20 protein-coding genes are annotated in these 18599 nt (G+C 67.5%); 4 read left to right on the top strand and 16 right to left on the bottom strand.

All coding sequences use genetic code 11. The features are described 5' to 3' along the window. The coding region (locus JOY88_RS10175; protein WP_293502154.1) for an arginase family protein at positions 1-164 on the bottom strand (164 nt) is incomplete at its 3' end. Between the two features lie 135 nt (positions 165-299). Then, positions 300-1337, bottom strand: a complete 1038-nt coding sequence (ocd, locus tag JOY88_RS10170; protein WP_293502150.1) for an ornithine cyclodeaminase — start codon at positions 1335-1337, stop codon at positions 300-302. 133 nt (positions 1338-1470) lie between these two features. On the opposite strand from ocd, the gene JOY88_RS10165 reads away from it, so the two are divergent. Then, entirely contained in the window at positions 1471-1896 is a 426-nt protein-coding gene (locus JOY88_RS10165; RefSeq protein ID WP_293502149.1) for an Lrp/AsnC family transcriptional regulator, read from the top strand. A gap of 181 nt (positions 1897-2077) precedes the next feature. Here JOY88_RS10165 and JOY88_RS10160 read toward each other — a convergent pair whose 3' ends face one another. Genes JOY88_RS10160 through JOY88_RS10135 form a run of 6 tightly spaced genes read right to left on the bottom strand, consistent with a single transcriptional unit; the run spans position 2078 to position 8520 of the window. Beyond that, positions 2078-2737, bottom strand: coding sequence for an arginine N-succinyltransferase (locus tag JOY88_RS10160; RefSeq protein WP_293502148.1), 660 nt, complete (start codon positions 2735-2737; stop codon positions 2078-2080). Continuing rightward, positions 2734-3750: an arginine N-succinyltransferase gene (astA, locus tag JOY88_RS10155; protein WP_293502147.1), complete on the bottom strand. Its 1017-nt coding sequence runs from the start codon at positions 3748-3750 to the stop codon at positions 2734-2736. Before astA ends, JOY88_RS10160 begins: the two co-directional genes overlap by 4 nt. Then, positions 3747-4739: a GlxA family transcriptional regulator gene (locus tag JOY88_RS10150; protein WP_293502146.1), complete on the bottom strand. Its 993-nt coding sequence runs from the start codon at positions 4737-4739 to the stop codon at positions 3747-3749. Before JOY88_RS10150 ends, astA begins: the two co-directional genes overlap by 4 nt. A 13-nt stretch (positions 4740-4752) precedes the next feature. Then, positions 4753-6141, bottom strand: a complete 1389-nt coding sequence (locus JOY88_RS10145) for a YfcC family protein (RefSeq protein WP_293502145.1) — start codon at positions 6139-6141, stop codon at positions 4753-4755. Positions 6142-6148: 7 nt separating this feature from the next. Beyond that, a complete protein-coding gene (locus tag JOY88_RS10140; RefSeq protein ID WP_293502144.1) occupies positions 6149-7267 on the bottom strand; it encodes a M14 family metallopeptidase in 1119 nt (372 codons plus the stop codon). Positions 7268-7284: 17 nt separating this feature from the next. Then, the gene (locus JOY88_RS10135; protein ID WP_293502143.1) at positions 7285-8520 is read right to left on the bottom strand and encodes a cyanophycinase; all 1236 of its coding nucleotides are present in this window, start codon (positions 8518-8520) and stop codon (positions 7285-7287) included. Positions 8521-8785: 265 nt separating this feature from the next. Here JOY88_RS10135 and JOY88_RS10130 point away from each other — a divergent pair, with 265 nt between their 5' ends. After that, positions 8786-11557, top strand: coding sequence for a TonB-dependent receptor (locus JOY88_RS10130; protein ID WP_293502142.1), 2772 nt, complete (start codon positions 8786-8788; stop codon positions 11555-11557). A 268-nt stretch (positions 11558-11825) separates the two neighbouring features. Here JOY88_RS10130 and uraH read toward each other — a convergent pair whose 3' ends face one another. Together uraH and JOY88_RS10120 are read right to left on the bottom strand one after the other, a co-directional pair. After that, complete coding sequence (gene uraH / locus JOY88_RS10125; RefSeq protein ID WP_293502141.1) at positions 11826-12254, bottom strand: hydroxyisourate hydrolase; 429 nt, start codon at positions 12252-12254, stop codon at positions 11826-11828. A 27-nt stretch (positions 12255-12281) separates the two neighbouring features. Further along, on the bottom strand, positions 12282-12776 hold the full coding sequence (locus JOY88_RS10120) for a heme-binding protein (protein WP_293502140.1): 495 nt from the start codon (positions 12774-12776) through the stop codon (positions 12282-12284). Positions 12777-12895: 119 nt separating this feature from the next. Here JOY88_RS10120 and JOY88_RS10115 point away from each other — a divergent pair, with 119 nt between their 5' ends. Together JOY88_RS10115 and JOY88_RS10110 are read left to right on the top strand one after the other, a co-directional pair. After that, positions 12896-13576 (top strand): heavy metal response regulator transcription factor, encoded by a 681-nt coding sequence (locus JOY88_RS10115; protein ID WP_293502139.1) that lies wholly within the window; start codon positions 12896-12898, stop codon positions 13574-13576. Further along, a complete protein-coding gene (locus JOY88_RS10110) occupies positions 13573-14994 on the top strand; it encodes a heavy metal sensor histidine kinase (protein ID WP_293502138.1) in 1422 nt (473 codons plus the stop codon). Before JOY88_RS10115 ends, JOY88_RS10110 begins: the two co-directional genes overlap by 4 nt. A 482-nt stretch (positions 14995-15476) precedes the next feature. On the opposite strand, the gene JOY88_RS10105 is transcribed toward JOY88_RS10110, so the two are convergent. The 6 genes from JOY88_RS10105 to JOY88_RS10080 all read right to left on the bottom strand — a co-directional run bounded on the left by JOY88_RS10105 (position 15477) and on the right by JOY88_RS10080 (position 18519). After that, positions 15477-15968, bottom strand: a complete 492-nt coding sequence (locus JOY88_RS10105) for a UPF0158 family protein (RefSeq protein WP_293502137.1) — start codon at positions 15966-15968, stop codon at positions 15477-15479. Continuing rightward, positions 15965-17305, bottom strand: coding sequence for a hypothetical protein (locus JOY88_RS10100; RefSeq protein WP_293502136.1), 1341 nt, complete (start codon positions 17303-17305; stop codon positions 15965-15967). Before JOY88_RS10100 ends, JOY88_RS10105 begins: the two co-directional genes overlap by 4 nt. 33 nt (positions 17306-17338) lie before the next feature. Beyond that, positions 17339-17491: a PIN domain-containing protein gene (locus JOY88_RS10095; RefSeq protein WP_293502135.1), complete on the bottom strand. Its 153-nt coding sequence runs from the start codon at positions 17489-17491 to the stop codon at positions 17339-17341. 30 nt (positions 17492-17521) lie between these two features. After that, a complete protein-coding gene (locus tag JOY88_RS10090; RefSeq protein WP_293502153.1) occupies positions 17522-17779 on the bottom strand; it encodes a PIN domain-containing protein in 258 nt (85 codons plus the stop codon). A 16-nt stretch (positions 17780-17795) separates the two neighbouring features. Then, positions 17796-18029: a type II toxin-antitoxin system VapB family antitoxin gene (gene vapB, locus JOY88_RS10085; protein WP_293502134.1), complete on the bottom strand. Its 234-nt coding sequence runs from the start codon at positions 18027-18029 to the stop codon at positions 17796-17798. 277 nt (positions 18030-18306) lie between these two features. After that, on the bottom strand, positions 18307-18519 hold the full coding sequence (locus JOY88_RS10080) for a hypothetical protein (protein ID WP_293502133.1): 213 nt from the start codon (positions 18517-18519) through the stop codon (positions 18307-18309). Positions 18520-18599: the final 80 nt, after the last annotated feature.

The raw sequence follows: 18599 nt of genomic DNA, 5'->3' as shown, positions 1-18599 counted from the left end.
GGGCCGGCCAGGTTGCCGCGGTCGAGCACGTCCACGCCGCGCGCGCGCAGCGCCTCGGCGAGGCCGGCCACGCGCATGGCCTCGGGGCCCATGCTGGCACCGCGCGCGCCGGCGCCGATGTCGGTGGGGGCGCCGATGAGGGAGACGATTTTTTGCTGGGTCATTCAGTGTGCTGGATAGAGGAGCGCGGGAGAGCGCAGCTGGCATTGCATCGTGGCCAGGCCATGCTTCATGGCGGCAGCCGCACTCAGCCATGCCGAACCGCCGAAGATCGACGGTTGGCAATTGACGACGACGGATCAGGCGGCTTGCATTTGTCCTGACAGACGAAGTTCCCCGAACAAGTCTTTGGGATCATCCAAGTCAGGGATCAGTTTCAGCGGGGCGCCCAGGCACAGCTGACGGCTGACGTCGTGCAACAGGCGCAGTGCGGAGAAGTCCTCCAGCGCGAATCCGACCGAGTCGAACACAGTCACCTGCTCTGGCGACTCGCGGCCTGCTAGCTCGCCGGACAGCACGCGCCAGAATTCGGTCACGGCGAAGTCGGCCGGCATTTGCTGCATGTCGCCCTCGATGCGCGACTGCGGCTCGAACTCGCAAACGACCCGTGCCATCTCCAGTACGCCCCGGTGCAGCTCGGTCTTGCCCGGGCAGTCACCACCGACGCCATTGACGTGCATCCCAGGCTCGATCATCTCCGGCGTCAGGATCGTGGCGTTGCTCTTGTCCGCTGTGACGGTGGTGACGATGTCTGCGCCACGCACTGCCTCGGCGATGGAGTTGCAGAGGGTCAGCGTGAGGCCCGGCGTGCCTTTGAGGTGGCCCACGAGCTTGGCGGTTGCCGCGGCGTCAATGTCGTAAAGGCGCAGCTCGTGGATGCCGAGCAAGTGGTGGAAGGCCAACGCCTGGAACTCGCTTTGTGCGCCATTGCCGATCAGGGCCATCACGCGGCTGTCGGGGCGGGCCAGATGCTTTGCCACCATCACCGATGTGGCTGCCGTGCGCATTGCGGTCGTCAGCGTCAGCTCGGACAGCAGCACCGGGGCACCAGTGGCGACGTCCGCGAGGACGCCGAAAGCCATCACCGTCGGCAGGCCGAAGCGATGGTTTTTGGGGTGGCCGTTGACGTACTTGAAGCTGTAGAGGCGGTCGTCGGCGATGGGCATCAGCTCGATGACTCCCTCCGGCGAATGGGCCGCCACGCGCGGTGTCTTGTCGAACTCGGCCCAGCGCAGGTAATCGGCCTCCAGGTAGCCGACCATGCGGCGCATGAGATCGGGCAGTCCCACGCGCTGCACGATGCGGGTGACGTCTTGGGGGGTGAGGATGGTGGTCATTGATGTCTCCGGTGATTTCGAAAGGCCTGAAATTGATTCTTCCGAAGCCACGCGCCAAGCAGAAGGTCAACTCCTGATCGGTAATGCATATTGATTTGTCAAAATGCAAATGACGATTGACGAAATGCATTAAATGGACGCCCTTGACCAGCAACTCCTTGCCCTACTTCGCACCGACGCGCGTGCGAGCATCGCCACGCTAGCGACCAAGCTCAAGGTGTCACGTGGTACGGTCACCAACCGCATCGCGCGGTTGGAGGACGACGGTGTCATCACCGGGTACACGGTGCGCCTGCGGCCTGACTCGGTGCCCGATGAAATCGTGGCCTGGATGAGCATCACCGTGGAGGGCAACCGCACGCGGGAGGTGGTGTCCATGCTGCTGGGGGAGCCGGGCATCACCGGCTTGTTCGACACCAACGGCCGTTGGGACCTGCTCGCCGAGATCCGCAGCGGCAGCCTGCAGGAGCTGGCCGACGTGCTGGAGCGCGTTCGGCTCATCAAAGGCATCGCCGGCACGGAAACCTCCATCCACCTGCAAAGCTACAAGCTGGGATGAGCCTGTCCGTTGGCTCAGCAACGGCTTGGGCCATCAAGCAAAGGCTTGGACTTTCGATAGCCGTTGCGCGTCATTCAGACCATCTGCGGCGGCCAGAACCGCATCGCCCAGAAGGCGTCAGGCGGGTCAGCAAGGCCTGGCTGCGGTCAGGTTGGATCGAGGGCGGGCCCTGACTCGGCCATCACCCGTCGGACAGCCGTCGACGGAGCACAGGCCCACCATCATTGATGCGCACATGGCACGATGCCTTGAAGCCGCAGGCGGCCAACGCCGCCGCGATGGTGGCTGCCGATGTGTCGGGCTGACCGAGGCGTGCCTCGGCTTCACCACCGAGAAACGACAAGTAGATGGTTTGGCGCGGTAGCAGCGCAGCCAGGTGGCTGCGCCATGCCTCGCCCAGGCGCAGCTGTGCCGTGGCCGGGTCTCCGCGATAGAAGCGAGCGCCAAGGGCATGCCAGAACGGCGACTGTCCTCGCGCATCATGCCAGCCTGGCAGTTCGGCGACCAGGCTGTCGCCGCGCTCTGCCATGCTGTCTGCACGCGCAGTCGCCGCGCTGACGAGACGGGTGAAGGCCTCGGCCTGCGCTGTGTCGTCAAGGTCTGGCCTGGCCTGAAAGTCGCTCAGCTCGGCGCTGCCGGTCAGGTCGTTGCCGAGCAGCAGCGTCGTCTGCACGCGGAACAGGTCGAGTTCCTGCGATGCGTGCACGATGCGGCCGACGTGAAAGTGGTAGCGCGGCAACTTCAGCCCCAGCCGCGGCACGAAGCGCATCGAGGCCGAGCCGTCGGCCAGGGCCAGGCGCTCGCTGTCGGCCTCGGGGGTGATGATCAGTCGTTCGGTCATGCCGCGCCTCCCGGGTTCAGCGGCGTGGCCAGCAGGCGTTCGCCGACGCGGGCGCCGAGGGCTGCGGCGTCGTCGACGCCGAGGGTCTCGCCCACCTCGGCCAGTACCGCGCCGAAGCTCGCGCGGGACGGCCGCACCAGCAGATGCCAGCGCCGCGGCCCGGTGCCGGCGCCTGGGCGCACCTGCAGCTCGCGCGCATGGCGCACGCTGCGCAGCGAGGCCAGCGGCGCCTCCACGGTTGGGCCTCCGTCGAAGATGTCGACGTAGGTGTCGGCATCGAAACCCTCATCCTGCAGGATGGAGAAGGGCAGCTCACCCACCGGGTGCAACTGTCCCAGTGCCCATTGCGCGGCTTCCGGAAGCAGGGCCACGTAGATAGGCGATGGTGGCATCAAGTCGGCGATGCAGGCGCGGCTGCGGCCGCCGATGACGGCCTCGGCCTCGGGATAGTCCATGCCGAAGAAGCGCCGGCCGACGGCATCCCAGAAGGGGCTCTGGCCCGCCGCGTCGGTAATGCCGGGACTTTCGGCTGCAATGCGCCCCGAGAAGCGCGCGGCGTTGGCATGGATGAACAGCAGGCGCGCCCGTGACAGCAGCTGCGCGGCAGGGCCGCGCTCGTAGGCCGGATCGAGGAAGAAAGAGGTCAGCAGCGTCGTGCCGGTTAGGTCGTGGCAGAGGTGGAGGGTGTGCATGCGCTGAGTGACCTCCAGCGCGGCGCTGGCGTGCACAACGAACTCGTTGCGGTAACTGTAGAAGCGGTCGAAAAAGCCTGCGCTCGCGGCGATACCAGAGCAGCCGACGATGCGGCCCGCGTCCTCCAGCACGAAGAGGTAGGTCTCCTCGCCGCTGGCATCGTCTGGACTGGCGAAGGATTGCAGCGAGGCTTCTATGCGCATGCGCAGCTTGGCTTCGTCATTGGGCAGCGAGCTGATGCCGTCGTGGCTGGCGGCGGCCATGCGCATGAGGTCAGGCAGGTCGGCAGCTGCCACCGGGCGCAGCAGCAAGGGGTTCATGGCAGTTCTCCCTGAGGTGTCGCGGCGCGGCGCCAGGCCTGGGCGCGCTGACTGCGTTCGTCGCGTGGCGTATGGCCGAAATGGGCCTTGTAGGCGTTCGAGAAATGTGGCCCCGACGAGAAGCCGCAGGACAGGCCGATCTGCAGAATGGACTGCGACCCCTGCTGCAGCAGGCGCTGCGCGCGGGCCAGACGCAGCTCCAGGTAGTGGCGCGAGGGCAGGCTGTCCAGGTGTTGCTTGAAGAGGCGTTCGAGCTGGCGGCGCGATACGCCCACGAGCCGCGCGACCTCGTCGGTCGGCAGGGGCTCGGCGAGGTTGGCCTCCATCAGCGACAGCGCTTCGGCCAGCTTGGGGCTGCCGGCTCCGCGACGCTCGCTGTAGCCGGCGCGCTGACGCTCGTCCCGCGGGCGCAGCGCCTTCTGGCCCAGCGCATGGATCAGTTCTTGACCAACGCGCTCGCCATGCCGCGCCGCGAGCCAGGCGCAGCAGAGGTCGACGCTGGCGGTGCCGCCCGCGCAGCTCAGCCGCGGTGGTGCTGTGCTGATCTCCCACAGGCCGTTAGCCCAGGCGACGCCGGGATGGTCCTCGGCCAAGCCGTCCAGCAGCGCCCAGTCGGCGCATGCACGAAGCCCTTCCAGCAGCCCGGCACCGGCCAGCCAGGCCGCGCCCGCGTCCACGCCGGCCAGTACGACGCCGCTGTCGGCGCAATGGCGCAGCCAGGTGAGCGTGGCTGCGTCGGGCTGCGCGGCGTCTGCTGCAATGACGAAGACGGCGAGCAGACCGGCTGTCGTGGTGGGCTGCGTCGGCAGCGCGAGGCCGCTGTTGCTCGACACCAAGCCGCCGGCAGGGCTGAGGCAGCTGGCGCGGTAGACGGCTCCGTCCTGCAGCGTATTGGCCGCCTGCAGGCAGTCCAGCAGCCCACCCAGTGCCAGCATCGAAAATCCTGGCACCAGCAGCAGGCCGATGTGGTGGACGGGCGCGGTGTTCATCGCCGCGATGTTCTCATTGCCATTGCATCAACGCTGGCGCAGCGAGCAGGGTCAGCGCCATCACGAGGTAGAGCGCCTGCAGCGGCAGCATCCAGCGCACCCAGGTGCCGAAGCGCACGCCGGCCAGGGCGAGCACACCGACGGTGATGCCGGAGGTGGGGATGATGGGCGTCGTCAGCTCGCCGAATTGGAAGGCCAGGATGGCCGTCTGGCGACTGATGCCGACAAGGTCGGCCAGCGGCGCCATCAACGGCATGGTCAGTGCCGCCTGGCCGGTGCCGGAGTGGATGAAGAAGTTGATGGCCGATTGGATGGCGAACATCTTCTGTGCGGCGAACACCGGGCTGTCGGACGCCACCAGCGGCGCCAGCGCATTCAGCATCGCGTCGATGATCTGGCCATCGCGCATCAGGATGACAGTGCCCTTGGCCAGCGCGATGACCAGAGCAGTGCCGATGAGATCCTTGGCGCCGTTCAGGAAGGCGGCCATGAACTCGTCCGCCGATAGCCGCGCAACGAAGCCTACGGCCACCGCCATCACGAGGAACAGGGCGGCGATCTCCTCGATGTACCAGCCAAAGCGGACGACGCCGAAGATCATGCCTGCCAGCGTGGAGGCGAAAAGCCACAGCACCAGGCGATGGCGACGCGTCATGCCCACGAAGCTCTCGAAGCTGGCGAGATCCAGCGTCTGGCGGCGCTGTTGATCCAGCTCGTAGGTGGGGCTCAGTTCGGGGCAGCGGCGGATGCGCGAGGCCCACCATTGCAGGAAGGCGATGGTGATGCCGGTGGCGATGAGCCAGCACAGCGCCCGATAGCCCACGCCCGAGAACAGGGGCACGCCGGCGATGCCCTGCGCGACGCCGACATTGAAGGGGTTGAAGAAGGCCGTGGCAAAGCCGATCTGCGAGCCGACGAACGGGATGGCCATACCGGTCAGCGTGTCCAGCCGCAGCGCCAGAGCCAGCGGGATGAAGATCAGCACGAAGGGAATGGCTTCCTCAGCCATGCCGAAGGTGGCGCCGCCCAGCGAGAACAGTGCGACAAAGACTGGGATGGCGATGGCGCGCACCAGGGCCGAGCGGCTGTGCGCGCGGGCCACGGACTTGATCATCGAATCGACGGCCTCGGTCTTTTGCAGCACCGCGAAAGAGCCGCCGACGATGAGGACAAAGCCGATGATGAGCGCGGCCTCGACGAAGCCCCTGATCGGTGCGGTCAGCAGTGCGGTGATGCCCTGGGGGCGCGACTCGACGACGTGGTAACTGCCGGCGACAACGACCGACTTGCCGTCAACGAGCGCCGTCTCGAACCGGCCGCCGGGCACCCACCACGTGGCCAGCGCGATCAGCGCCAGCAGCGAGGCCAGCAGCACATAGGTATTGGGCAAGCGCAGCTTCATGGCTGCCTCACATCGACAGCAGCTTGCCGCTGCGGAAGGGCTTGGCGCCCGCGATCTTGGCCAGGCGCATGCCCCGCGTGGCGTAGCGGCGTGCGCTGCGTGCGAAGCAGCGGCCGCTGACGCTGGCGTGGAGCGCGGTTCGGGCGTCGGTGAGCGGGTCGATGATCTCGGCCACCAGTTCGCCCGCTTCCACCCAGTCGCCCGGCGCCTTGGCGAAGACGACGATGCCGGGCGCCGGCGCTGTCACCGGTTCGACGCCTTCCAGTGGCGTGGCTGGGCATGAGGGGGGCAGTGCAGGGGCAGCGCCGTCGATGTGGCCCAGATGCCGCAGGAAGTTCAGCAGCGCCTCGGCATCCTGTTCGGCCAGCTCGTGGCTGACGTCGGTCTCGCCGCGCAGCTCCACGGTGGCGGCCAGGCAACTGTGTGGGTCGATCGGGAAGTGCTCGCCGAAATGAGCCGATAGCTCCCACCAGATGCGGCTGGCCGATTCGTCAAAGGGCTCGTCGCCCGAAACCTCGCTGGTCAGCAGCGCTTGGGCGCTGAGGTAGGCGGCCAGCGGCGCGAAGGCCTCGGCCTGGGCGGTGCCGGTGTAGAGGTGCACGACGGCCTGGTTGTCGCAATGCAGGTCCAGCACAAGGTCGGCATCGTGGGCGAGCGTCTGCAGCAGGTGCTTGAGCGCCTCGGTTTCGGAGGTGGGCAGCCATTCCGTCAGCAGCTCGTGGCTGCAGGCCCGGATGGTGCGCGTGTTTTGCTTCGCGTCCGGGCTGAGCCGGCCGGACAGGCGGGCGATCAGTGCTGGGGTCAGGTGCCGGAACTGTCGATTGAAGTTGACACCGCTGCCGAGGTCGAAGCGGCCGAGCAACGAACCCTGCAGGTCCTGCGCGAGGCCGATGGGATTGGCCATGGGCACGAGGACGATCTCGCCCATGATGGCGCCGGCGTCGTCAAGCGCCGCGAGGCGTGTTGCCAGCTTTTGGGCAACGAGCAGGGGCGGGACTTCGTCCGCATGCAGGGCGGCCTGAAGATAGGCCTTGCGGCCGGAAGCGCCGCGGCCGAAGTGCAGGCTGCGCAGACGTCGGAAAGTGCCGGCGCTGGCGGCCGGCAGGTCATGGAACTGGGTTTGCATGGAGACAATGGAGTGAATCAATTCACTGGAAGCGGCGTGTACAAGGGGCTGGCGACGCGCACGGGCGTCACGTCCAGGCGCGCCCCCAGCACGGTGTAGTCCTCGCCGCCCAGGGCGCCGCTGAACCAGCCCACCAGGCCCGGGCCCTTGTAGAGGCGGAACTCAAAGCCAATGTCGGGCGCCGTGTCGTCTGCGCGGGCGCGCACGCGGTAGGCCAGGCCGCGAACTTCTGGCGCTGGGCTATCAAGCAACTGGGCCATGGCACTGACGATGGTGCCGTCGCCGAGGATGTCCAGCACATAGCCGTCGCTCGACAGGTAAGGCTTGTAGTCGGTGGCCGTTGGGTCGATGCGGGCCTCGCGCACCTTGTGCGGTGCTGGGGTCGTCACGCCGCTGGCGAGGTCGTGGCGGTCACCGCGGTCGAGGTAGCTGAGTAGGGCTCCGCGCAGGTTGAAGTGAGGCTGGCGCGCGTCGCTGCTGGCCTGGCTCAGGTCCACCAGCAGCGCGCCGCGGGCGCCGATGATCTCGACCGCCGAGCCCTTAATGACGGCCGCTGAGTTTTCTTCGATGCCCAGGCCTCGCGTGAAGCCCAGGGCGCGCATGGCTGGCAACATGCGGCCGATGCGGCCTCGCTTCAGGAAGTGCTGGTCGATGAAGAGGTCGGGGCCAACGAAGCCGAGGCCGCGGTCGTACTCCTGGCCCTCGCGCCAGCGGCCCTTGAGGATTTGCAGGTTGTCCTGCGCGTCGCGGAACATCATGCGGCTCATCACTGCAGCCCCTGCGCTGGTGCCGGCAATGACGCCGCCGCCGGCGAGCACCTGGCGGATCGCCTTCAGCATGGCGGTGGGTTCGCCTTTCGGCTGCAGCGTGTCGACGATGAGTTCCTGGGCGCCGCCTGAGAAGAAGACGCCGCGTGAGGCGGCGACCTGGGCGATCAGCGCCGGGTTGTTCAGGTTGTCCTGCAGGTCTGCCTGCTTCAGGCGAGGTGCGACCGGTACGGCCTCGGCGCGGGCGCCGCGTCGGTTCAGGGCGGCCACGATCTGTGCGGCGCTGCGTTCCGGGTTGGCGGCGGCCGTCGCGAACACGGCGATGCGTGCGCCGGCACCACCAGCTTCGTCGACGATGCGCTGCCAGACGGCGTCGTTGTCGAGGTTCAGCGCGCCGCCGATGACGATGGCCGTGCCCTGGGCCTGCGCGGGGACGGTAAGAGCCAGCACCGTGGCGGCGAGGCAGGTGGAGAGGAAACTTCGCATGAAGTCATCTTGTCAGCGCCCCTTGCCGCATGACAGCGGGTTGCACGTCGACGGGTCAGCGCACGCAATTCCATGTCGCATCTGCGCAAGAAGAAGGTGAGGCCGTGGTGCACGCGCCAAGCGCGATTGCGGCCAAGCGACGCGCATTTGCGTGCAAGCGACTTGCACGCCGAAACCCCATAGGCAAGGTCCCGAAGCCCTCCCTAGAGTGAATCGCAAGGCGGTCGTTCGTTCGCCGCCTATCCGCCATTTACCCGAGGTCTTCATGACAACAACCCGTTCCTTCACGCTCACCGTGCTGGCGCATGCCGCGCTGCTGAGCGTCGCGTCCATGCCGACAGCCCATGCACAGGAGCAGAAGCTCGAGCGCGTGGAGATCACCGGCTCCAGCATCAAGCGTCTTGACGGCGAGGCTGCGCTACCGGTGGACATCATCAAGCGCCAGGACATCGACAAGGCTGGCGTGACGACCGCGGCCGAACTGCTGCAAAAGATCACGTCCAACGTTGGCGGCCTGACCGATGGCGCCAGCATCACCGACCAGTCGGGCGCGCAGCGTGGCTTCAACGGCGCCAACCTGCGCGGCCTGGGTGTGTCCAGCACGCTGGTGCTGCTGAACGGCCGTCGCTTGGCCAATTTCGCCAGTCCCGGCGACAACGCGGGTGTGGACCTGAACAACATTCCCGCTGGCGCCATCCAGCGCGTGGAGGTGTTGAAAGACGGTGCCTCCGCCATCTACGGCACCGACGCGATGGGCGGTGTGATCAACTTCATCACGCGCAAGGACTATGCAGGCGCCGACCTCAGCGTCTATGCACTGCGCACCGAAGATGGCGGTGCGGGCAAGACGACGTTCAGCGTCTCGGGCGGATGGGGAGACCTCGCCAAGGACCGCTTCAACGTGTTCGCCGCGGTGGACGTGCAGAAGCTCGACGCGCTGGATGCCAGCCAGCGCAAGTTCATCCAGGACAACGACCTGCCTGGCCGCCTGCCCGCGCAGACCTCCAGCAACAGCTTTCCAGCCAACGTCGACCTCACCGCCGCTCAGCTGGCGGCATTGAACGCCTTCGTGCTGGCCAACCCCGCCACGGCGTTGAAGGGCTCCAACGCCAACGGCACCTGGAATCCGGGCGGCGCCAACTCCGGCTCGCGCCGCGTGAACTTCGGCAAGGCGTCCTGCACAGGTGGCCTCAACCCGAACTCGGTGCAGTCGCTCGGCCTGGGAGGGCGCGAGGGCTGCTCCTATGACTATGTCGCGGGCTCCGAGATCTACCCCGCCTCCGACAAAGCCAGCGTCATCGGCCGCGCAACGTTCCAGGTGAGCGAAGACCATCAGGTCTTCCTCGAGGCGCTGTTTGCCAAGACTGACACCGACTATTCAGCTTCACCGGCCACGGCGCGATTCCGCACTGCTTCGGGCATCACGCTGCCGGCCTCACTGCAAGCCGTGACAGGCGTCACCGGCCCGGTGGATTTCCGTTTCCGCCTGGAGGACGCAGGCAAGCGCGTCAGTCGAGTGGAGAGCGCGGCGACGCGTGTCGTGGCTGGCGCGGTTGGCCGCTTCGGCGAATGGGACTACGACGCCGCGCTGAACCACAGCGTGAACAAGGCCACCGACACCGATCTCGATGGCTGGGTGTCGCTGAGCAGGCTGGAGGCCGGCATCAAGGCGGGGCAGTACAACCCCTTCCAGCGGGCCAATGATTCCAGCGCCGGCCGCGCCTTCATGAACTCCATCCGCATCGACGGCGCTGCTCGGATGGCCGAAGGCAGCAGCACCAGTGTCGACGGCAAGCTGACGCGCGCGCTGGCTGCACTCGGCGGCGGCGATCTGATGCTGGCCGTGGGCGCCGAGCTGCGCCGCGAGAAGCTGAGGTTCGGCGCCACCGATGCCTTGAAGAGCAACGACGTCAATAACGACCGATCCAGTTCCGGCCCATTGCTGGCGGACACGAACCATCAACGCAATGTGATGGGCGCCTTCGCCGAGCTGAGCGCGCCATTCACCAAACAGTGGGAGGGGCAGTTCGCGATCCGTCACGACCGCTATGACGGCATCTACGACGAGGCCACCAGGATCACCTCACCTAAGCTCAACACGACCAACCCCAAGATCGGCCTGAGCTTCCGCCCCGACCGCGCGCTGCTGGCACGCGCCTCCTATGGCACAGGCTTCCGCGCGCCTACAGTGTCGGAGCTGTTTCGTCCGCTGCGCTCCGGTATCACGGCCAGCTTCGTCAAAGATCCGGTCTCGGGTGAGGTGGCGCAGATGGCGGTGGACCGCTACGCCAACCCCAACCTCAAGCCAGAGAAGTCCAAGCAGTTCAACCTCGGCGTGGTGTTCGAGCCGTCTCGCAACTGGAACGGGAGCATCGACTACTGGGCTATCCGCAAGACCGACATCATTTCGGAGATCGGCGAGGAAACCATCTTCACCAACCCGGTCTATTACAACGACCCGGCCATCGTGAAACGCTTCTCCGACGGCTCCGTCGACTTCGTGACCGTCAAGAAGGAGAACCGCGGCAAGCTCAACACGGCGGGCGTGGACGTGTCGCTGACCTGGCGCGGCGAGCCCACGGCCTACGGCCGTTTCGGCGCGAGCCTGGGCGGCACGTTGGTGACCGAATACAAGTTCAACACCGATCCGCGCTCCGGCATGGTTGATGGCCTAGGCAAGTTCCGCGACGACAAGGCTGTCCAGCGCTGGCGCCACAAGCTGACGGTGGACTGGGACCTTGGTGACTTCGGCCTGACCGTGACGAACAACTACATGTCCGGCTACCGTGACCAGAACACGCCCGGCCTGGCCGTTCCGGAGTGGAACGACCGCGACGTGAAGGCTTATTCACTGTGGGATGTGGCGGCCAGCTACCGCTTCACGCCTGCGCTGCGCCTGCGCGCCGGCATCCTCAACGTGGCCGACAGCGCGCCGCCGTTCACCAACCAGTCGCGTTATTTCCAGGTCACCTGGGACCCGACCTACGGCGACCCGCGTGGCCGCAGCTTCTATGTGAACGCCCAGTACAAGTTCTGACCAGCGGCTAAGCCTGACCCCGGTCTCACGGTGTTGGCCAGCGTGCAAGCCCAGGCGCTTGTCGGTGCGATGGCAGCGCTCACCCCTTTGGGGCGAGCATTGCCATGGTGCGGGAGCCTGAGCAACATCTGCTCATGCCCATCGGTTTTGCGGTCTCAGCGGCTGCCTGATCCATGGATAGAGGGGTGGGATGCCGCAGGCTGTCACGGCCAAGCTGGCATGCTACGAGGCCATCGCCTCCACTGGCCTGTACGAAAGCTGGGGCAATTCAGTTGCCCCGGTAGGTGGAGAAGCCGAACGGGCTCAGCAGCAGCGGTACGTGGTAGTGCTGCTCGGCGCTGTCCACGCGGATGACGACCGGGATCTCGGGAAAGAAGCTGGGCTGCTTTTGATGGGCGTAGAACTCGCCGGTGCGGAAGACGACGCGGTACTCGCCCGCGCTCCAGCCGGCCAGCGCAGCGGCTGGCACCAGGGCCGGGATGCGGCCCTGCGCGTTGGTGACGCCACTGCCCAGGGGCTGCCAGCGGTCGGTGCCGACTCGGCGTTCGAGGTCGACGCGGATGCCGGCGCTGGGTTCGCCGGTCTGCAGGTTGAGCACATGCACGCTCAGCGGGTTGGTGTCCGCGGCGTGGACAGGCAGGCCGGCGAGGGCGAACGAGACGGCCAGAGTGGCCAGGGACAGGGAACGAAGCGACATGGGTTGACTCCAGGCGAGGGGTTGAGATCAGGGGTGGTGCCGCAGGCTGTCCACCGCAGTGCGGGCGCAGGCGTCGTCGTTCTCGGGGCCGCCACCGCCGGCCACGCCCACCGCGCCGGCCACATCGCCCCCCGCGCCGGCCACATCGCCCCCCGCGGCGCGCCACGGCACGCCGCCACCCAGGAGCAGCAGCTCCGGCAGGTATTGCAGGGCGGCGGTATCGGGCTGGCTGCGGACCTGGCGGCCCAGGGTGAGCGTCGCTAGGCGGGTGGACAGGGCTGTGTAGGCCTTGCGTCGCGCTGCCTCGAGGTTGTGCGGGCCGACGCTGGCCGAGCGAGACATCAGCAGCGTCTGGCCGCTGGCGTCCACCACCGCCACGGCCACCTCGCGGCCAAGAGCCCGGCAGGCGGCTCGGGCCGCGCTGGCCAGGTGCTCGGCGGTGGCAAGCGCCGCGTCGGAGGCAGGCTCAGCGTGCGCAACGACGACGGTGGTCAGCAGGGAAGTGATGAATAGAGAGCGCATGCCATCACTCTAAAAACCAGCCACCGCCGGCTCGCTGACCATTTGATGACATCTTTGCCATCGAGCGCTTTGGGCGGCTGCGGCATGCTTGCGGTCTTGCCAATGACGAGGGGATCAGCTTGCGCATCCTGGTGGTGGAGGACGAGGCCCGTGCGGGCGACTACCTGAAGCAGGGGCTCACCGAGGCCGGCTTCGTGGTGGATGTGGCGCGCGATGGCCACACCGGCCTGCACCTGGCCTTGGAGCAGGCCTACGACCTGATCGTGCTTGACGTCATGCTGCCCGGCCTGGACGGCTGGACGGTGCTGCGCCGGTTGAGGCTAACGGGCGTGGGGCGGCAGGTCCCGGTGCTCTTCCTCAGCGCGCGTGATGCGCTGGCCGACCGCGTGCACGGCCTGGAGCTGGGCGCGGACGACTACCTCGTCAAACCCTTCGCGTTTGCGGAACTGCTGGCGCGCGTGCGTACCCTGCTGCGCCGCGGGCCTCCGCGCGAAGACGACCTGCTCACGCTGGGCGACCTGCGCCTGAACGTGCCCGCTCGCACCGCCACGCGGGCGGGCCAGAGGCTGAACTTGAGCGCCCGCGAGTTCAACTTGCTGCACCTGCTGATGCGCCGCCAGGGCGAGGTGCTGTCGCGCAGCGAGATCGCGTCGCAGGTGTGGGACATGAACTTCGACAGCGACACCAATGTGGTGGACGTGGCCATCCGCCGCCTGCGGCTGCGCCTCAACGATCCCGTGCCCGGCCGCCTCATCCACGCGGTGCGCGGCATGGGCTATGTGTGCGAGCTTCGCCCGTGAACCGGTCAACGTCGCTGGGCTGGCGGCTCGGGGTGTCGGTTGCGCTGGTGGCGGCGCTGGCCAGCGCGCTGCTGGGCGCCTGCCTGTACCGTTCCTTCGAGCAGCAGTTGCTGCGCCGCGACGACGTGCAGCTGCTGGGCAAGCTGCGGCAGTTGCGCCAGCTGCTGGGCCATAGCGGCACGCCCGAGCTGCTGCGCTCGCAAGCCGACTACCTGCGCGACACCATGAGCGGCGAGAGCAATGCGCTGATCGAGATCCGCGCCGATGCGGCCGCGGGCAGCGCCGTGCTGCTCGCCATCAACCCGTTGCACCTGCCGTTGCTGGAGGCACCGCCGCTGCCGTTGCGGCAGGAGCCTCGCCCGGAGCACCTCACCCACTGGACCACGCCGGCCGGCGTGCCCGCCGCGGGGCTGAATGCGTGGGCCGAGCTGGGCGCTCAGCGCGTGGAGATCCGACTGGCGCGGCTCTACCCCGAGCGCAGCACGCTGCTGGCCGAGTACCGCTGGCGCATCGCCGGCAGCAGCCTGGCCGCGGGCGGCGTGGCCGCCGCGCTGGTACTGGCCCTGGTGTGGAGGGGCCTGGCGCCGCTACGCCGGCTGAGGGAGCAGACCGCCGGCATCGGGCCGCAGAGCTTGTCGCGGCGGCTGGAGGCGGCGGATGTGCCCGGCGAGGTGAAGCCCCTGGTGGACGACGTCAACACCATGCTCGCGCGGCTGGAGCAGGGCTATGCCCAGCTCAACCAGTTCTCGGCCGACCTTGCGCACGAGCTGCGCACGCCGCTGGCCACGCTGACCGGCCAGACCCAGGTCACGCTCAGCCGCGTGCGCGATCCTGCCGATTACGCCCAGGTGCTGGAGGCACAGCTTCAAGAGCTGGAGCGGCTCAATCGCATGGTCGACAGCCTGCTCTTCCTGGCCCGCAGCGAGCACGAGGCACTGATCGGTCGCCTGCCGCGTCAGCCGCTTTCGGCGGCGACCGAGCTGGCACGACAGGCCGACTACTTCGCTGACCTGGCCGAGGAGCGGGGGCTGCACCTACGCTGCGAGGGCGACGCACCGCTCTGGGCCGAGCCGGCCATGCTGAGGCGGGCCCTGGCCAACCTGGTGGCCAACGCGGTGCGGCACGCCCGGCCGGGCAGCGACATCGTGCTGTCGGCCCATCGCGAGGCTGGCAGCGCCGGACCGGTCACGGTGCTGGCGGTGACAAACGACGGCGCGCCCTTGCCGGCCGAGGTGCTGCCAAGGCTCTTCGACCGCTTCTACCGCGCTGACGCCTCGCGCGAAGGTGCCGGCAGCGGCCTGGGCCTGGCCCTGGTGCGCGCCATCCTGACCCTGCACGGCGGAACGGTCGAAGCGACGCTGCGAGAACGCGGGCGAATCGCGTTTGTGATGCGCTGGCCGGCGGGGCCGACCGCCTGATCGAGACATCCGGCCGCCGTTGGGTAGCTACCGCTGCGGGAGTCGCGCGGCCCAGACTAGCCGATGCGACGATCTTCATGAACAACAGCCGCTACACGCGACAAGCGTTGACCGTCTGTCGCAGACTCAACCAGAACGCTGGTTTTCTGAACATCGTCAGCTCTCGGCCTGCGACGTGACCGCGTGAATCAGTCTTCATCGCCCACCGGATGGCTTACTTGGTTTGCGGTGCTGGAGCGGGCACCGGCGGCGGCGTTGGCCAGGTGGGTACGCAGGGGTCGATGCTCGGCGACGGCATGCGCTGGCGTGCGGCAGGAATCAGGCAAGCTACGAGCGCAGGGTCGCGCCGCGGCGGAAGGACTTCGCTGATCTGAGGCGACTCGGCGCGCTGAAGGACCGGCAAGTTCCTCGGTGGCGGAAGATTCTGGCGGATCCCATCAGCGTGCGAGTCTCCGCGCATCCTGCGGCGGGAACATCCTGGCTCAACCCGGAGGTGTTCTCTGCTGCGAGCTCCAGCGGGGCGAGATGCCGTGGTCTTCGCACCAGCGCCGAGCGATCACCTCCATCGCTTCACGCTCGAAGGCAAACCATGCGTCGCGCTGCTCAGGGAATGCGGCGAGAGTGTCCTTGAAGCGGCGGAAAGGTTTTCGCTGTTGCAGGGTCCGCGCCAGCGCCTGGGCCAGGCGGGCGTCACGGCATCGCCTGGTGAAGTCGTCCATGATCTCGAAGGCCTGCGAAGACTCGACCGGCTCGACGCGCAGCCATTGACCGCTGTCGCGGGGGGACTCGTCGGCTTCGTCTTCGGCGTCGAAGCCGCAGTGGTACAACAATTCGCCGGACTCGAGGTTCAACCAGTGGCTGTATTCGCCGAGCGCGTCGTGAGAATTCAGCGCCCAGATGAGCTCGTCCAGGTCGATGGTCAGCCGTCGGGCCGCGAAATCGTCGCGGTCCGGCAGGCTGACGCTCGGGTTCACCGCACGATCCCCAGTGCATCCCACAGGAACTGGAAGGACACCGCTGGCCGACCCTGTGCGTCGGACTGCAGCCGTTCGCCATCCTCGTATTCGCGCAGCAGGCCCTTGACACGCTCCAACCCGGCCGGCGTCGTGATTGCCTTGCGCGGCGTCAACCCGCCCAGCGCGGGAATCGCCTCGTCGGACCAGTTGGCGTAGTGCCGATGGAGGACTTGTTCGATCACCTGCGCCATCGCCTCGGGTGTCAGCGATTGAGTGTTGGCTGAGTCACCCTGCGGCGCAGGGGGCGCGCCAGCGTTGCCGCTTCTCGTCAGGTCGCCCACCGGATCGGTGATCTCACGCGTGAGGTGATGCACAGCCAGCCCGGCCAGGGTCTCGAACCAGGCGCGCCCCTCGTCGGCTAGTCGTTGCGTGCGGTGAAAGACCTCGATGCGGTCAGCCTCGTGTCCAGGGTTGATGGAGGTCAGGCTGCGCCGCGCCCCGTCGCCGCCCTCAATCACGCGACTCCAGCCTTGCCGGGCATCGCCCTCGACATCGACCTGCGCCGCCAAAGCCCCGGCGAGCGCCGCCGCATCTCGTACGCGGTAATGGTCGGTCACCAGGAGCAGCGGTTCACCGGTCGACGCATCGTGAATCCGCGGCAGCGGTATGGGCCCGAACCACTGATCCAGCCATGACCGGGCGATCTCCATCTCCATGAGGTCGCGCTGGTTCTCGTCGTGCAACTTCAACTCTGCCGCACCGGCCAGCACATGTCGGACATGGGTCAACGCGGACGCCTCACGCAATTTCGAGAATGGATAGAGGGCGCCGGAAAGTTCCCAGTGGGCATCCGTGCCGGCTCTGCCCGGCACCTGCATGATGCGAGCACCCAGCAGAATGCCCGGCGTGGCGGTGCGACTGCCGCTTATCTCGCGGACGTGCCTTGGCTCGGCATCTAGGTCGAGCTCGTCGACCAGCGTCATGCCTTCTCCAGGACGGACGTCTGTTACCCGGTGCAGGCGCAGCGGCCGCGCGCGCAACTGTGCGATCCAGTCACGCTGGCCCGGCGTGAGGAAAGGGCCATCGCGGCTGAGCAGGTAGGCGTTGATTTCGCGCAGACCGCCGCGGGCGTGGATCTCGCCGCGCGCGATCAACCACTCGCCGGCATTGATCGACACCATGGTCATGCCGTCTTCGTCGAGTTGCCAACCGTCTTCGGGGCCTTCCGGCCGCCACTGGTCCAGCAGGGCCCCGAAGGCACTGCGCCAGCCCTTCCGATGTCGTTCCGCCAGCCAGGTGATGGCCACGCCGACGGCGTCCTCGTCGTCGTGTGGACGCAGGGGATGTATGTTCATGGGTGAAGTTAAGGGTATGCGGATGGAGCTTAGTCAGTCGAATCGCCGTGCGCCAGCTTGTTCATCCCGCCAGCCAGCAGAGCCAGCCCAGTTCTCCGTCGGCAGGCCGGGCACGCGTTCGAATTCAGCGAGGCTGTTGGTGACCAGTGTCAGCCGCTCGCTGCAGGCGTGGGCGGCGATGTGCACGTCATTGACGCCGATGGGGCGCCCCGCTTGCTAGAGAGCCGCTCGGATGGCGCCGTAGTGCCGACACACTTTGACTGAGTAGGGTAGCACCTCGAGCAGACGGGCGAACTCCTGCGCAACAGCCAGGTTGTGCGCCACCTTTGCGCTCTTCTCGGCGACGTGAAAGAGTTCGCTCAGGGTGATGGGCGAGATGGCCATGCGGCCGGCGTTATCGTTGAACACGCCCAGCTCCAACGGTCGCCGCTTGATGGCGTAGATGACGATGCTGGTGTCGAGAAGCTGCTTCAGCGTCGCGTGGACGGCGTCAGAGGGATTTGCGCTCGGCTAGCTGCTGCGCGGCGCGGCTCACCATGAAGTCGCCCGTTGCCTGCGGCCCACTCGGGAAGAACTCATCCCAGGTGTGACCTACGGGCGAAATGATTCGGTCCGCGCCGCGGGCGCGAACCTGCACGTTCTTCACGCCTTCTTGCAGGCGCACATCTGCCGGCAGGCACACGGCCTGGGAGCGGTTGCTGGTGAAGACGGAAGTGATGCTCACGGGGGGGTATGGGTGTTGGATATGGCAGAAGCATATGCCTCGGGCGTGCCCGCCGATTGGTGAGTAAGCATGCTGGCGGCAGGCGGTGAACGTCCGCTTGAACGGCTTCGGGTGCGTGCAGCGAGGTCAGCCTGATTGGCGTATCTGGCGGCGTGCGGGCCGGGCAATCCTGCGCGCTGGAGAATACTCGTAAGCGGTGAGCCGCTGCCGGCAGGCGCGGTGCGCGAGGCGTGTAGCCTGGGTGCTCCTGAATGGACTTGGGCAGGTGCGGCTGGGGTCAGAGCGTCCTTGCAGGCCGGGCCTGCGCCAGCGTCACGGCGGGCGACGCGGCCCGTGGTTGCTCGATGACTACGCGCGGCAGCCGGACCACCGTCACCTGCATCACCTGCGCCGTGGGCGCGGCCATGCTGTCGGCCAGGCCGATACCGATGGCGGCGGCCGCGACCACGGAGGCCAGGGCGATGGCGAAGGTCTGTGCGGCGGCGTTCATGATGGGTTCCGGTCGTCAGGGAGCGTGGCGGTGACGGGAATGTCGCCGCGCGCGGCCGACCCTGCGAGCCCCGCGCGACG

The organism is Roseateles sp. (genome assembly GCF_019237615.1).
Taxonomy (GTDB): domain Bacteria; phylum Pseudomonadota; class Gammaproteobacteria; order Burkholderiales; family Burkholderiaceae_C; genus Pelomonas.
The sequence above is the reverse complement of the archived record's forward strand: the minus strand, read 5'-3'. Positions and strand labels throughout refer to the sequence as shown.